The organism is Corynebacterium sp. KPL1824 (assembly GCF_000478095.1).
Taxonomy (GTDB): domain Bacteria; phylum Actinomycetota; class Actinomycetes; order Mycobacteriales; family Mycobacteriaceae; genus Corynebacterium; species Corynebacterium accolens.
In genome coordinates, this window is sequence record NZ_KI515750.1 from 569261 (window position 1) to 582963 (window position 13703).

The window sequence follows — 13703 nt, forward strand, 5'->3', positions numbered from 1 at the left end:
GACAGCCTTCTTCGCTTTGAGGCAACACGAGAAGAAAAGTTCGAATTGATGCAGCCAGTCGTCCACATCGCCGATGATTCGGACGGAGCTGAATAACTTGTCTCCGGCACGGCGAATCCTGCCGCATGTCGCGCACGGATCCTCTTTATGCCTCTACTCGAAAACCCAAAAAATCGAATAAATGGACCAGACACCACTGCACATGTCCGCCATAGCTGTCAAAATCGAGTCATGTCTGTTGAAGCTAGGGCCCTCTCACTGAGACGGTTAATGCACAATTCTGCGGCGGTACGACTGCTTGCGGCTGATAACGCGCCGGTAATTTTGGCGCTGATTGCAGAGTACTTCCCCCGCGGTACCCGAGCACGGCCAGCAGCGGAGGTATACAAGTTGATGGTCACTGATTTTGAGATTATTGCCAACGATTTTGCTATGCCCCGTACACCCCAGAGTTACTGCACGGACTGGGTAAAAGCAGGATGGTTGGTGAGAAAGTCAGGTAAAAGTTCACACGGCGAGACGTTGGAACCAAGCGAAGACGCGCTTTCTGCTCTAGAGGCCATCGAGCGGTGGGAGTCACCGGTATCTGCAGTCACAGCATCGCGGGTGGAATCCATTAGCTCGGCCCTGCAACGGTTAGCAAGGGACACGAATAAAGATATCGCCAGTCGCGTTGCCAGTCTTGAGGCTGAGCGCAGCCGCATTGACCAAGAAATTGAAAAGGCACGTTTAGGACAATTCGAATCCTTAACCTCAGCAGAAACAGAAGAACGTGTACAAGACGTGCTTAATATGGCAATGGCGGTACCGAGCGATTTCGCCCGAGTGCGCCACGAACTTGAAGCCCTCAATCATCAACTACGCCGGCAGCTTTTAGAGCCAGAGGGATACCGCGGCGATGTGCTCGAAGAGATCTTTACCGGAGTGGACCATATTGCTGAATCTGAGGCTGGACGCAGTTTCCGCGGATTCTATTCCCTCCTTATGGATAGGGAACGCAGTGCATGGTTGGATCAGTGGATAAAAGAAGTTCTAGAAAGCGATGCCGGGCAGGAGCTAGCGCCAGAAAAGCGCCAACACCTGCGAAATCTTTTCCGCGATATGGAAGACACGAGTTTCGATGTCAACCAGACGATGACCGGCTTGGCGCGTAGCTTGCGCAACTACGTTTCCTCAGAGCAATTCGCAGAAGACAGGCGCATGATTGAGCTCCTGAGAGAAGCACGCGGCATGGCCATTGATGCCGCGCAGATCTCTGAGCTCAAGGCCTTTCACCGAATGGAAACGCCGCTGCAGCGCATCGGTATGTCCATCCATTCCGTTTCGCGCATTCGCTTAGCCAACCCAGGCCGAGAGGTAGTAGAGGAATCACCAGAGGCATTCCAGCCAGGCGAGGAAAACGCAGAAGCATTACTCGAGCTCGTGCGCGAATCAGAGATTGATTTTGAAGAGTTGCACGAAATGATTCGAAAGGCCGTCGATAAGGCGGGACCGTCCACCATTGGCCAAGTATTGCAGGCCTACCCTGCCACGCAGGGCCTGGCTAGTGTAGTGGGTTTGGTGCACATTGCGGATCAGGAGAGTGTCTAATGGTTTGTGTGTGGGAACCCAACCCGCATAAGGAGATGGACCAGAGTGACTGTTATGGCGAGACGAGATCCGGCTGATAAGGCCAAGATTGATGCGATTGAACAGAAGCTTCTTGCTAACCCAGAAATCGCGAAACTGATTGATGACCTAGGCACGGGTTGCGTCCCTTAGTGTGGTGTAACGCTTGCTGATGGTGAGCCCCGGAAATAGTGGGGCGGTCACCGTCAGTTAACCTTTCGACTCAACTACCACATCTCACCGAAAGGCATATGACGATGACCGCTGCACCACATTCTATCGACCCGGCAACCTACTTGGATGATCTGCTCGCTCAAGCCTCCCCTGACTTGATGCGCCAGATGCTGCAAGGGTTTATCAACCAAATCCTCTCCGCCCAGGCCGACACCGTCTGCGGCGCCGAATACGGCGTTGCCTCCACCGAACGCGTCAACCACCGCAATGGGTACCGCCACCGCGACCTTGACACCCGTGTCGGCACGATCGATGTCGCAGTACCGAAACTGCGCCACGGCGCATTCTTCCCGGACTGGTTGTTAGAACGCCGCACGCGGGGCAGAACGGGCTTTATCGACCGTCATTGCAACCTGCTACCTCAAAGGGGTTTCCACCCGCAGAATGAACGACCTGGTAGCCACGTTGGGTATTGCCAACATGTCGAAATCCCAAGTTTCACGCATGTCAGAAGAACTCGACGAGATGGTCGCCGATTTCAAAAACCGTCCGCTCGATCCCGGCGGCTACGCCTACCTGTCCTGCGACGCGCTGACAATCAAAGTGCGCGAAGGCGGCCGTGTGGTCAAATGCTCAGTGCTGCTTGCCACTGGGGTCAACGCTGACGGGTATCGCGAGATGCTTGGCATGCATGTCGCCACCACGGAATCCAACGCGTCGTGGAAAGGCTTCTTCCACGACCTAAAAGCCCGCGGACTTACCGGCGTATTCCTTATCACCAGTGATGCCCACGAAGGCATCCAGCACGCCATTTCCGAAGTGCTACCTGATGCGTCGTGGCAGCGCTGCCGCACCCATTTTGCGAAGAACCTTTACGAGAAGGTCCCGAAGACACAGTGGCCTATGGTCTCTGCAATGTTCCAGACCATCTTTCAACAACCAGATGCCCAATCCACCTGGTCCCAAGCCCGTGAGGTAGTCGATCTACTAGAGCCGAAGTTCCCGCAAGTTGCGACCTATCTGGAGGAATCACTCGATGAAGTATTAGCGTTTACCGCAGCCCCGAAGTCGGTGTGGTCGAAGGTCTGGTCGAATAACCCCACAGAACGGTTAAACCGGGAGATCCGCCGGCGCACCGATGTTGTGGGCATCTTCTGGAACCGTGAATCCATCATCCGGCTTGTCGGTGCGGTCCTAGCCGAGCAACACGACGATTGGATCCAACAAAAACGCTACATGTCACTCACCGCACTCGAACACACCAGACACCTCATGCACCGCACAGGAGACGCCAATGGTGACCACAACCAGCTAACCGCCTGACCTCAAACACAGAACTGAATACCGAGCCGAAAGCACAAACGGCTACACCACTACACGGGACTTGACCCTCGACGCTGCGGGCTTCAGCATCCTCAACGCCGTGCGCGCCCACGTCCCCCACACCACATTTCTGCTCATGGATACTGCGACCGTAACTGCGTTTAGGCACCTCGCTGTCCCTGACCCGGGCGACGGTTCGGCCACCCTCACTCACCTCACCACCGAAGAGCAGGAGGCCTACCGTCTACTCTTCACCGAGGGCAGGCTACGCATTGAGCAAGAGCGAATCCCTTTCACACACGCGAGCGATGCTGTCCACCACAAGCTAAATTGAGCTAACGTCCAAAATTACGCCCGGAAAACCAAAAAGTTGGGCTACCACGTAATTGACCCCGAAACCGGTACACAAATTAGCTCTCAGCATTGTCTGGGCCTAATACAAATACTTAGGTAACATTCGAACATATACTTCAATCTTTCATTTGGAGACGCCTTTGCCAGATCGGATTCACCCTTCCCTATTACGTATTTTCCAACGCTCGACACCTGATGACACCATTGCCTTCGTCGACGAAAGCTACGTTGCGCCGGAGGAGGGCTTTTCAGAATCTTTCTACATCCTGGTCGGCACAGCCATCAAATTCGAACACCTTAATAGCGCTCGGAGTCTCCTCAGGGAGACTGCGCAGTCGAACTATTGGCATACAACTGAATCGATGCGTAGTTGTGACGGCCGCAAGAAAGTCGAAGAAATGCTCAAGCTATGCGATAACTTTGAGGATTTGCAATATATAGCCTGCCTTCGGCCACTGCAACGAAATCAGGATATTGAGCACGCTCGCCAAGATTGCCTCGAACAGCTCATTACGGCACTCACCAAGAACGAGCCTTCTCTGAAAGGCATAATTCTCGAAGCACGCCGCTCTCAGTCAGATAACGATAAAGACAGAAATACCCTCAAGCGCATGCGAAAGAAAAAGTTACTGCACCCGGGAATCAATTTGGCATGGGTTAGCCCTGCCGATGAAACTTGCCTTTGGATTCCGGACCTCGTCGCTTTTACATACAGGCGCACTTTTACCCACGGAGGACAAAGCACATTTCTATACCACAAGTACTTGGGAGAGCATTGCAAAATTCTAAAGGTAACTCCGAAGCAACGATCTCCGAAGCCGAGCCGAAATTGACGATAAAATGACCCTCACCTGCCAGTAGCTTCGGTGAGGGTCGAGCGGCTGTACATGATGTAGGGCCGCTCCTGCTATGGATTATGCCCTACCAACCTCTTTAGAGTCAATAGGAGCTCTATAGACGCATCATGACGCAGTTGGTCAAGTCCGGTGGAGTGGTGTATCTGTCCTTTCTGAATCTGTGAATCGGGGGACAGTGTCAGGGTCGGTGTTGGGGTCCGGCTCGGGGTTGATGTTGGCTCATTAGGAGGCTGCCTCGATGGTGTCTTCGTCGTTGGTGTGGATGGTGTTGGTAGCTATCAGGCGTCGGGTGTGTTCCAAGCTTGCTAGTGACATATAGCGTTTCTGCTGAATCCAGTCGTCATGCTGTTCAGCTAGTATCGCGCCGACGAGGCGTATGATAGCTGCGCGGTTGGGAAAGATTCCTACAACGTCGGTACGCCGCCTGATTTCACGGTTCAAACGCTCCGTTGGATTATTGGACCATACCTTCGTCCATACAGCTTTGGGCGTGGTTGTAAACGCGAGAATCTCATCTAATGATTCTTCCAGGTAGTCAGCTGCGTCGGGGAAACGCTGCGTGCAGAAATCTACGACTTGGCGGGCTTGGTCCCAGGTAGCTTGCGCGTCGGTTTGCTGGAAGATGGAGTGAAACATTCCCGATAGTGTTGTCCACTGGCGTTTTGACACTTTTGACGACAAGTTCTTAGCAAAATGTGTCCGGCAGCGTTGCCAACCTGCAGTAGGCAGTACTTGACCAACAGCTGCTTGGATTCCTAGGTGCGCATCGCTGGTGACGAGATAGACTTCGCCAAGACCACGGGCTTTGAGGTCTTGGAAGAATCCGGTCCATGATTCCACGGATTCTGATGTTGCGACCTGCATGCCTAGTAGTTCACGGTAGCCGTCGTTGTTAACACCGGTAGCGATAAGCACACTGGTTTTAACGACCCGTCCGCCTTCGCGGACTTTCATGGTCAACGCGTCACAGGACAAGTAGTAATACGGTCCTGAATCCAGTGGGCGGGCTCTAAAGTCAGCGACCATCTCGTCAAGTTCTTTGGCCATGTCAGAAACTTGTGATTTCGACAGATTGTTAATACCCAGCGTGGCCACCAAATCATTCATGCGTCTAGTGGAGACCCCTTTGAGATAACACGTGGCTATCACGGTAGTCAGGGCTCTTTCGGTGCGTGTGCGCCTTTCTAAGAGCCAGTCGGGAAAGAATGCGCCGTGACGTAGCTTCGGGATAGCAACATCAATGCTGCCTACCCTGGTGTCTAAGGAGCGGTGACGGTAGCCATTGCGGGTATTAGTCCGTTGTGGAGATACCGTGGCGTAATCAGCGCCGCAGACCGTGTCAGCCTGAGCTGAAAGTATCTGGTTAATGAAGTCTGTCAGCATCTGGCGCATCAAGTCTGGGGAGGCTTGGGTGAGCAATTCTTCCAGATACGCAGTGGGATCGATATGATGGGGGTTAGCGGCCATCGCGGTTATATTCCTTTCGAGGATAGGTTGAAGTTGATTCGAAAGGTACCCGTGATGGTCGCCTTATTGTGCACCGGCACGAGGCTTACCACGGGTTACAGATACACCACACTAATGGACGCAACCACGCAGTTACATGCGCGCTGGCGGAGTTAGTCAACAAATCCCTGTTTACCCAGGCGGTCTAGATAGGAGTTCCAATCCTCAAAAACATCTCTCAAAGCATGAATCGGGTCGAAATCGATACCGCTGCAGTGCCTAAACTTTTGAAGGCTAAACGCTGCTGCACCGACCGCAATTGCAACCCGAATAACAATTTCAAAGGTTTCAACTGCATTCTTACGCCTATCTCTATCTTGGGATAATGCGAGTTCAATTTGTCTCACCACATTATGATGCACGGATCGATTGAACCGGCTGTACATTTCTCCGCCCTGGAAGCCGTCGAAATATTCTGCTACCAAATCTGTGTAGTTCAAGAGTTTCTGCGATTTCCCATCCCCCTGAGAAGCGAATGCCTGCTTCATCTTTAAATGATCTGCTGTCGCTTCGCTGTAGGGTGACTCATTATTCCTCCCACCCGAGTTTTTGTAACCGTTAACAACGACATTTACTGCACGTGCAGTCCTGATCCACGGATCTGCATCCTCATTCAAATACATCACCAATGCTGAGTTTTCTAAAGCCGACCTTGCAAGAATTGATGGCGTAAGCGGGTAGCGAATATCAGATTTCAGGAGAAGACCAATAGAATGCAGGATTCCACCTGCGGTTTGCAGCGAAGCCGCAGACAGGTCATCAGCTAGACGGGATATTTTCCATTTCTGTGCGCCGCGAATCTTCGGCTCAAATTCAATATCGAGAGAATCTGCCTCTTCTGTTGTAAGGAGCCTAGGAGAGCAAGCAATCTCGTAACGGTATGGGCGACGGCCTCACAATGGGCTCCAAGGCCCTTCAATGGAAAATATTGCTCGTACTCGGCAAATGAATCTTTCCTTGGCTTACCTCGCCTAAATACGTGCTCGACCTCTCTTCTCATGTATCTGTTTTAACAATTGGTGGAGTACACTTACCAAAGAGAAATAATCAGGGACTCAGCCTGCCTACAGGCCAACCCGTAGCCTGAGGAAACTCCACTAATGCACCCTTATTGATAAAAACGCGGATATTTATCAATAGGGGTGCGGGAGAGAACGCCCAATTTGTAAAATCGGCGATTTTTAACATTTAGGGTTTTCCGTTCAAGAGAGCGTGTCTTGCAGTTACCCTCGTTTGGTGGACACCCTATTAGTACGGATCTTGTGTCCGTAAGAGAGGATGTTCATTGTGAGTTCGTCAAGGAAGAAGTACACCCCGGAGTACCGGCAGGAGGCCGCCAGACTGGTCATCGAGTCTGGGCGCCCAATCGCTCATGTGGCTAAGGAAATTGGCGTATCGGCCACGATTTTAGGCAGGTGGGTCAAACTCGAGCGGGAACGCCAAGGCTCGGTAGATGGCCGCAGTGATGCCGATATACGAGCCGAAAATGCACGTTTACGTCGTGAGTTAGCTGAGGCCAAGATGGATAATGAGTTCTTGTCAAAAGCCACCGCCTTCTTCGCTTTGAGGCAACGTGATCGGAAAAATTTGAGCTAATGCAGCCAGAGCAAGGCGAACTACAGCATAAAAAGAATGAGCAGGTTATTAGAGGTTTCCCGTTCTGGCTACTATAAATGGCACAAGGCTCAAGCAGTACGGCTTCGCGGCGAAAATCAGCGTCAGCGTTTCTTAGACCGATTGGATGTTCTCATCCATGAGATCTGGGAGGAGTCCGACGAAGTCTATGGTGCTCCTCGTATTACTGCAGAACTGGCGGAGAAGGGCATCATGGTCAATCGTAAAACCGTGGCCAAGCGCATGCGGATGATGGGGATTGAGGGCATCTCACCCAGGGCGTTTGTTCCCGTAACGACGATTCAATCCAAGCGGAGGTCCACGCTTCCAGACCTGGTGAAACGCCTATTTGATCAAGGGCAGCTTAATCGAGTGTGGATGTCGGATATTACCTATCTACGCACGAGTGAGGGCTGGCTGTACCTATGCGTTATCCGCGATGGACACTCCCGCCGAGTCCTCGGCTGGTCCATGGATAGTGTGCAGGATTCTTACCTGGTTGAACGTGCACTGCGCATGGCTTACACCCTGCGTGGTGACGTACCCGATGGCCTGGTCTTCCACGCCGATCGTGGCACTCAGTTCACGAGTGAACAATTGTGGAATGTTTGCCAGCAACTAGGTAATGCTCAATCGGTCGGCCGTACTGGTGTCTGCTTTGACAATGCGATGGCCGAGTCGTTCTGGTCGACATTGAAGACCGAATTCTATGACCGGAGGAAATGGCGAACCCGTGACGAAGCCGGGAAGGCGGTGGCCCGCTGGATTGAGATTGTCTACAACCGGCGCCGTCGCCACTGGTCCATCGGGATGGTAAGCCCCGTCGATTTCGAAGCCCAGCTCGCTGATCAAAATGGTAATAAGAAAGCCGCTGCTTAACCCCTAAGCGGCTTAACTACGTGTCCACGATTTGCGGGCAACCCCACCTCGAAGTCTGCTTGGTTCTTACGAATTGTTTCCAGTACGTTCTTGTGCTGAATCCCAACGCCATCGGAAATAACCTCCGAGGTGGTGGCTAGGGTTCCGTCAGTGTTGGCATGAACCAATTGATTGTTCATTGTGGTAAACTCCTTATCGATTGATTGTCTTTGGCTCGGTGTTCTGGCACCGGGCCTTTTCTTATGCGACGACTTCGACCTTCGGTACGTACTTGATGCCTGAAAGCTCCGACCCTGCGGCCTTTAGGAGCTTGATTGCAGTGGTGAACTGCAATTCCTTTCCTCGACGGGCGCGTTGCACAGTCCCGGCGGAAAGATTCAGTTGTGCGGCAAACTTTTCGTCGGAGGTGACTCCGAAGCGCTTGCGTGCTTCATCAATGACCTCGGGGCGAAGAATGTAGTGGCCATCCATGCGTGGCTCCTTTCTATCCGAGTGGCGCATTGTGCGCTACATGAATCATTATGAACCACTTTGATTCGAGTTGTCAACAAGCAATTACAAACGTGTTAGTTTTTCCAGCTCACACGGCATGAATCGATTTGCGCCGTGTGTGTAAATGGCGCATAATGATTCACATGACAGAGCACAAGGATTGGTTCGCAAACCTCACCCAGAACGCGTCCGGGCGAGCGGCGGCAGAGCTTGCTGACATCGCCCCCGCAACGATGAACCGGCAACTCGCCCGCAACACCCTCAGCGCAGAGACCGTCATCGCTTTGGCCCGCGCCTACGGCCGTTCACCAGTACGTGCCCTCCTAGAAACCGGCTACCTACTTCCCGAAGAAACCGGCATACCCTCCCCTGACGAGTTACTTCAGTCCCTCAGCGACCAACAGGTAGTCGCAGATGTAGCACGCCGCATCGATAGCGAGCCAGCCCACTGGCTAGGAACCTTTGGTGAGGTCATCGAACGCGAGGGCACCCTACATCTCACCCCCGTGTCCGACGCGCATGCTTCACTTCACGATGACGATGATGACGGTATCCTCCGCGAGTTTGACTACTCCCCCGACGAATACGCCGCCGACTCATCACCCAACGAGCAAGAAGAACGCGAACGGCGAGGAGAAGATTTAATTGACTAAACAGCCGAAAACCCTCTCAACGAACCAGGGCGAATTTGTCATATACACCACCGAAGATGACAAAACCGAAATCCACCTCAAACTCGTCGAAGAAACCGTATGGATGACCCAAGCAGAAATGGCAGAGCTTTTCGACATCAGCAAGTCAGGAGTTAGCGAACACCTAAAATCCATCTTTAATTCCGATGAACTTCTCCGTAATGAGGTCGTTCGGAAATTCCGAAAGGAACGAGGTCACGGCACCCAAGGACGGCGTCTAGAACACTACAACCTAGACGCCATCATGGCGGTCGGCTTCCGGGTCCGCGGACCCCGCGGCGCGCAATTTCGTACATGGGCTACTGAAGTTCTCAAAGAGTACCTCATTAAAGGGTTTGCCATGAACGATGAAAAACTGAAAAACCCCCTCGGGGTCGATTACTTTGATGAGATACTCGCCCGCATCAGAGACATACGGTCCAGCGAAGCACGTCTCTACCTTGAATTACGAAACATCATCTCCCTAGCCGACGACTACGACGCAAAGTCAAAGCGCACAAACTTTCTATTCGCCACAATCCAAGACAAACTGCACTACGCCATCACAGGAAACACTGCCTCTGAAATCATTGCCACTCGTTGCGACCCCACCTCAAACAACCTCGGTCTCACCAGCTGGAAAGGGAAACAAGTACGCAAAAATGACATCACAACTGCCAAAAACTACTTAACTGATGATGAACTACGCCGCTTAAACTTTCTCGTCTCAGGCTTTCTCAATTACGCGGAAGACCAAGCAGAACGACGCAAAGTTATCCACATGTCAGACTGGATAAAGAAAGCCGACCAATTCATTGAGTTCAACGACTACGACCCACTTCAAGACCACGGGCGCATAAGCCGAGCTCAGGCCAACGCTGCTGCGGAAGAACGATACGAACTCTTCAACCAAAGTAGAAAGCAACTTGAGCACGCTCAAAACGAACAAGAATTATTAGCAGCGCTGAAAAAGGCCGACCGAATTCTCATAGATCAACGTCGACGTCTTCAGCCACGCAGAAGGAGTGAAGGCTCTGCTAAATAACGCGCTTGCTCTTATTCAGGCCGCTGAGGCCCGAGGCTACCGTATCCGGTGGCACAGGGGCGGGCCAAAAGCGGCATGGGTGCCAGGCCAGAACGCAATCACCGTGCAGATAGGCATGGATGACGTCACCACCCTATGCTCCCTAGCCCACGAACTAGGCCACGCGCACTACGGTGACCCACCCGGCCACCACGGCGCCCACGAAATCCGCGCAGACCGCTTCGCCGCCCGGCTACTCATCTCCCCCACCGAATACGCCACCGCTGAAGCAATCTACGGACCACACCCAGCCACCCTCGCCAACGAGCTAGGCGTCACGGTCAAAGTCCTCAAAACTTGGCAAACTCTCTACGAAAGGACAGCAGCATGAAAAAGCTACTCCCAATCCTCACAGCCACCACCCTCATCGTCACCGGATGTAGCAACGCTGATACGCAACAGGAAGAAACGAAAACTGTAAACGTCGCCGGCCAAGACTGGGACTGTCTAGCCGTTCCAGATGAAACGATGCAACGAATCATGGACGGAGACAAGCGAGGAGATGGCACCCACGCCACTGTGGACAAAGCAGTCATGGTCCAGGGCAAGGACAATAACTTCATTGTTGCGAACATTACCTGGGAAGGTGAAGATGAGCCGTTCGCCGCTGATTTCACGGCGCCTATAGACGGTAGTGGCCCGATTACTTCTGCTAGCCCCGGAACCGCCACATTATTCAACTGGCCGGAGACCCCCGGCGGGCCATACGACGGCACCAACGCCGCAAAGAAATGCCTAGGATAGACCCCCAAAAACGAACTCAAAGCCACCCAACACATCCTCAAAACTTGGGAAACTCTCTACGAAAGGCAAGCAGCCTAATGACCCTCCCCCTAAAAAGTGAATGCGATTTCCGATTCGCATACCGCGCAATGTTCCGATCTAACTAGGGGAAATACACAAACCCCCAGCTAACGCATGCGCGCGGACGCCGCCCTGAAACTGCGTGATATTATACGGATATGGAAACGCATAGAGGAAAGCTACCCAAACCAGACCCCAGAAAAATTGCAGCCCAAATCGCCGCAGATAAACGGTGGGGCAAAGAGATCGAACGCGCCACGCACCAAGGCATCATCAATATCGCAGACACCTCCCTCGACTGCTACGTATTAACAGATGGACGACGAATAATAAGCCAAACATCAATCATGTCGATCCTCGGAAGATCCCAATCCAGCGGTCGCCGCACACGCAACGACAATCGGCCTCCATTTCTGGAGGCAAATAACCTCCTGCCATACATCACACCGGAACTCAAAGAACAACTTCAACGAGTTCAATACAGAGTAGGCGACGAAAAACAAGAAAAAAGTGGATACAACGCCGAAATCCTCCCCCGCATCTGCAACGTATACATGGACGCAGAAGAAGATGGAGTTCTTACCCAAAACCAGAAACCAGCAGCTGAAGCGGCCCGAAAAGTCATTAAGGCTCTCGCTCTCGTTGGAATTACGGCACTTGTTGATGAGGCCACGGGCTACCAAGAAACGAGGGCAAAAGATGAACTGCAACGACTACTCGACGCCTATATTGCAGAAGAGTTCCGACCATGGGTGCGCCGCTTTCCTGAAGCATTCTTCCGCGAAATCTACCGCCTCCAAGGCTGGAAGTTTGTCCCAGGAAACCACCATCATCCACAGTACGTTGGGCACTTCATCAACAAATACATCTACGAGCACATGCCGGAAGGGGTCCTCGAGAGACTGCGCGACTTAAACCCCAAGAATGAACAGGGCAACCGCGCAAGAAAACATCACCAACATCTCACTGAGGACACCGGAGTTGCTCACCTAGAGCGTCAGGTAGCAAAGGTTATAACCATCATGGAGATTTCTGAGGATAAGGTTCAGTTCGATGCTCTGTTCAATAAAGCAATGAGCAGGAGCAAACCAGTTCAAGAAATGCTCGAATTTTGAAAAATCCGCCCCTGGCGCCTGTCGTATAGAAGTAGAGGGACCAAGGGCGGGGACCACAAAACCCAAACGGGCTTGGAAACGTCGCCCGGGGTGCTTTCTCAACCCTGGCTAACAAGGAGTAATCATAATGGCATCGATTAAGCCGTACAAGACAGCTAAGGGGCGGGCGTGGCGCGTGCAGTACCGCAGCCCTGACGGCAGGGATAGAACTAAGCAAGGTTTCCGCACGAAGAACGAAGCACAGGCCTGGGCGGACAAGAACGCCGTCCACATGAATGAACAGGACTGGATTGACCCCAACGCCGGGAAAGTCACTGTGGATGAACTTCACCCTGCATGGTGGGCAACTCTCGCTCCACGCAAACCCAACTATCGCCGCCAACTTAATTCCGCGTGGGAGCACCACGTTCGACACCACTGGGGGCATAGGAAAGTAAACAGCATCAAACCGTCCGAGGTGCAGGCGTGGGTGGGGTCGATAGAAAAACAGCGCCCTGGGCGCGAGTATGACACCACACCATCAGCGACCCTAATTTTAAACTGTCATGCGGTCCTCATGCAGATTCTTGAAGTCGCAGTCAACGACGGGCTGATACGTAAAAATCCCACCAAGGGGATAAAGTTGCCGAAGAAGCCCGGCCCGGTGAAGGTGTATCTCACTCAGGAGCAGCTTAATGCTTTGGTGCGTGAATGTGGGCCACGTGGTGACATTATCGCTGTGTTGGGTACGTGTGGCCTTCGGTGGGGTGAGTTGGCGAGGCTGCGGGTTCGGGATGTGAATGTTCTTCGGCGTCGTTTGACGGTGGCTCAGGCGATTGCTCGTGATGATTCTGGTGAATGGGTGCCGATGGAGCCTAAGTCATGGGAGCAGCGGACGGTGGTGGTTCCTGCGTCGATTATGCCGCTTATTGTGAAAGCTGTTGAGGGTAAGGGGTTGGATGAGTTTGTGTGGGAGCGCCCTTCTGGTGGGTGTTTGCGTCCGTTAGGGCATACGTCGTTCTTTGCTCATGCGGTGAAGAGGTGTGTTCAGAATGGGGTGATTTCGGACAGTCTCACTCTGCATGGTTTGCGGCATGTGGCTGCGGGGCTGATGGTGGCTTCTGGGGCGTCGGTGAAGGCGGGGCCTAAACGACAGGATGTGTTGGTGAAGTTATATGTTTAGCCGGTCTGGCGTGCTGGTATTAGGATTATTTCACTTATCCGGAGGGATAACGCAGCCTCG

At 52.8% G+C, this 13703-nt stretch carries 12 protein-coding genes and 2 pseudogenes; 11 read left to right on the forward strand and 3 right to left on the reverse strand.

What is annotated here, in order from left to right; genetic code table 11:
- Positions 1-270: 270 nt before the first annotated feature.
- The 4 genes and pseudogenes from HMPREF1267_RS08965 (at position 271) to HMPREF1267_RS08985 (ending at position 4292) form a co-directional block, all read left to right on the forward strand.
- Positions 271-1590: a DUF3375 domain-containing protein gene (locus tag HMPREF1267_RS08965; protein ID WP_023029034.1), complete on the forward strand. Its 1320-nt coding sequence runs from the start codon at positions 271-273 to the stop codon at positions 1588-1590.
- A 275-nt stretch (positions 1591-1865) separates the two neighbouring features.
- Positions 1866-3105: pseudogene (locus HMPREF1267_RS08975) on the forward strand (IS256 family transposase).
- A 61-nt stretch (positions 3106-3166) separates the two neighbouring features.
- Entirely contained in the window at positions 3167-3439 is a 273-nt protein-coding gene (locus HMPREF1267_RS08980) for a Wadjet anti-phage system protein JetD domain-containing protein (protein ID WP_023029037.1), read from the forward strand.
- Between the two features lie 160 nt (positions 3440-3599).
- Positions 3600-4292, forward strand: a complete 693-nt coding sequence (locus tag HMPREF1267_RS08985) for a hypothetical protein (protein ID WP_023029038.1) — start codon at positions 3600-3602, stop codon at positions 4290-4292.
- Positions 4293-4538: 246 nt separating this feature from the next.
- Here HMPREF1267_RS08985 and HMPREF1267_RS08990 read toward each other — a convergent pair whose 3' ends face one another.
- Positions 4539-5783, reverse strand: a complete 1245-nt coding sequence (locus HMPREF1267_RS08990; RefSeq protein WP_023028115.1) for an IS256 family transposase — start codon at positions 5781-5783, stop codon at positions 4539-4541.
- 152 nt (positions 5784-5935) lie between these two features.
- On the reverse strand, positions 5936-6448 hold the full coding sequence (locus HMPREF1267_RS08995) for a hypothetical protein (RefSeq protein ID WP_156906120.1): 513 nt from the start codon (positions 6446-6448) through the stop codon (positions 5936-5938).
- Positions 6449-7100: 652 nt separating this feature from the next.
- Here HMPREF1267_RS08995 and HMPREF1267_RS09005 point away from each other — a divergent pair.
- Positions 7101-8315: pseudogene (locus HMPREF1267_RS09005) on the forward strand (IS3 family transposase).
- Positions 8316-8555: 240 nt separating this feature from the next.
- Here the strand turns inward: HMPREF1267_RS09005 and HMPREF1267_RS09015 are convergent.
- Complete coding sequence (locus HMPREF1267_RS09015; protein WP_023029043.1) at positions 8556-8786, reverse strand: hypothetical protein; 231 nt, start codon at positions 8784-8786, stop codon at positions 8556-8558.
- 164 nt (positions 8787-8950) lie between these two features.
- Here HMPREF1267_RS09015 and HMPREF1267_RS12360 point away from each other — a divergent pair, with 164 nt between their 5' ends.
- The 6 genes from HMPREF1267_RS12360 (at position 8951) to HMPREF1267_RS09045 (ending at position 13643) form a co-directional block, all read left to right on the forward strand.
- Entirely contained in the window at positions 8951-9460 is a 510-nt protein-coding gene (locus HMPREF1267_RS12360; RefSeq protein WP_156906121.1) for a hypothetical protein, read from the forward strand.
- Positions 9453-10523 (forward strand): RhuM family protein, encoded by a 1071-nt coding sequence (rhuM, locus tag HMPREF1267_RS09025; protein WP_023029045.1) that lies wholly within the window; start codon positions 9453-9455, stop codon positions 10521-10523. Before HMPREF1267_RS12360 ends, rhuM begins: the two co-directional genes overlap by 8 nt.
- Before the next feature lie 79 nt (positions 10524-10602).
- Complete coding sequence (locus tag HMPREF1267_RS09030) at positions 10603-10893, forward strand: ImmA/IrrE family metallo-endopeptidase (protein ID WP_232215131.1); 291 nt, start codon at positions 10603-10605, stop codon at positions 10891-10893.
- Positions 10890-11306, forward strand: coding sequence for a hypothetical protein (locus HMPREF1267_RS09035; RefSeq protein ID WP_023029047.1), 417 nt, complete (start codon positions 10890-10892; stop codon positions 11304-11306). Before HMPREF1267_RS09030 ends, HMPREF1267_RS09035 begins: the two co-directional genes overlap by 4 nt.
- A 218-nt stretch (positions 11307-11524) precedes the next feature.
- Positions 11525-12481: a P63C domain-containing protein gene (locus HMPREF1267_RS09040; protein WP_084539242.1), complete on the forward strand. Its 957-nt coding sequence runs from the start codon at positions 11525-11527 to the stop codon at positions 12479-12481.
- Positions 12482-12608: 127 nt separating this feature from the next.
- Positions 12609-13643 carry a tyrosine-type recombinase/integrase gene (locus HMPREF1267_RS09045; protein ID WP_023029049.1) on the forward strand — a complete coding sequence of 345 codons (1035 nt, stop codon included), beginning with the start codon at positions 12609-12611 and terminating at the stop codon, positions 13641-13643.
- Positions 13644-13703 lie beyond the last annotated feature (60 nt).

Bases quoted from the DNA above. Each gene is read 5' to 3' on its own strand.
- HMPREF1267_RS08965 (WP_023029034.1), top strand. From the start codon at position 271: ATGCACAATTCTGCGGCGGTACGACTGCTTGCGGCTGATAACGCGCCG.
- HMPREF1267_RS08990 (WP_023028115.1), bottom strand. From the start codon at position 5,783: ATGGCCGCTAACCCCCATCATATCGATCCCACTGCGTATCTGGAAGAA.
- HMPREF1267_RS09015 (WP_023029043.1), bottom strand. From the start codon at position 8,786: ATGGATGGCCACTACATTCTTCGCCCCGAGGTCATTGATGAAGCACGC.
- HMPREF1267_RS12360 (WP_156906121.1), top strand. From the start codon at position 8,951: ATGACAGAGCACAAGGATTGGTTCGCAAACCTCACCCAGAACGCGTCC.
- HMPREF1267_RS09035 (WP_023029047.1), top strand. From the start codon at position 10,890: ATGAAAAAGCTACTCCCAATCCTCACAGCCACCACCCTCATCGTCACC.
- HMPREF1267_RS09040 (WP_084539242.1), top strand. From the start codon at position 11,525: ATGGAAACGCATAGAGGAAAGCTACCCAAACCAGACCCCAGAAAAATT.
- HMPREF1267_RS09045 (WP_023029049.1), top strand. From the start codon at position 12,609: ATGGCATCGATTAAGCCGTACAAGACAGCTAAGGGGCGGGCGTGGCGC.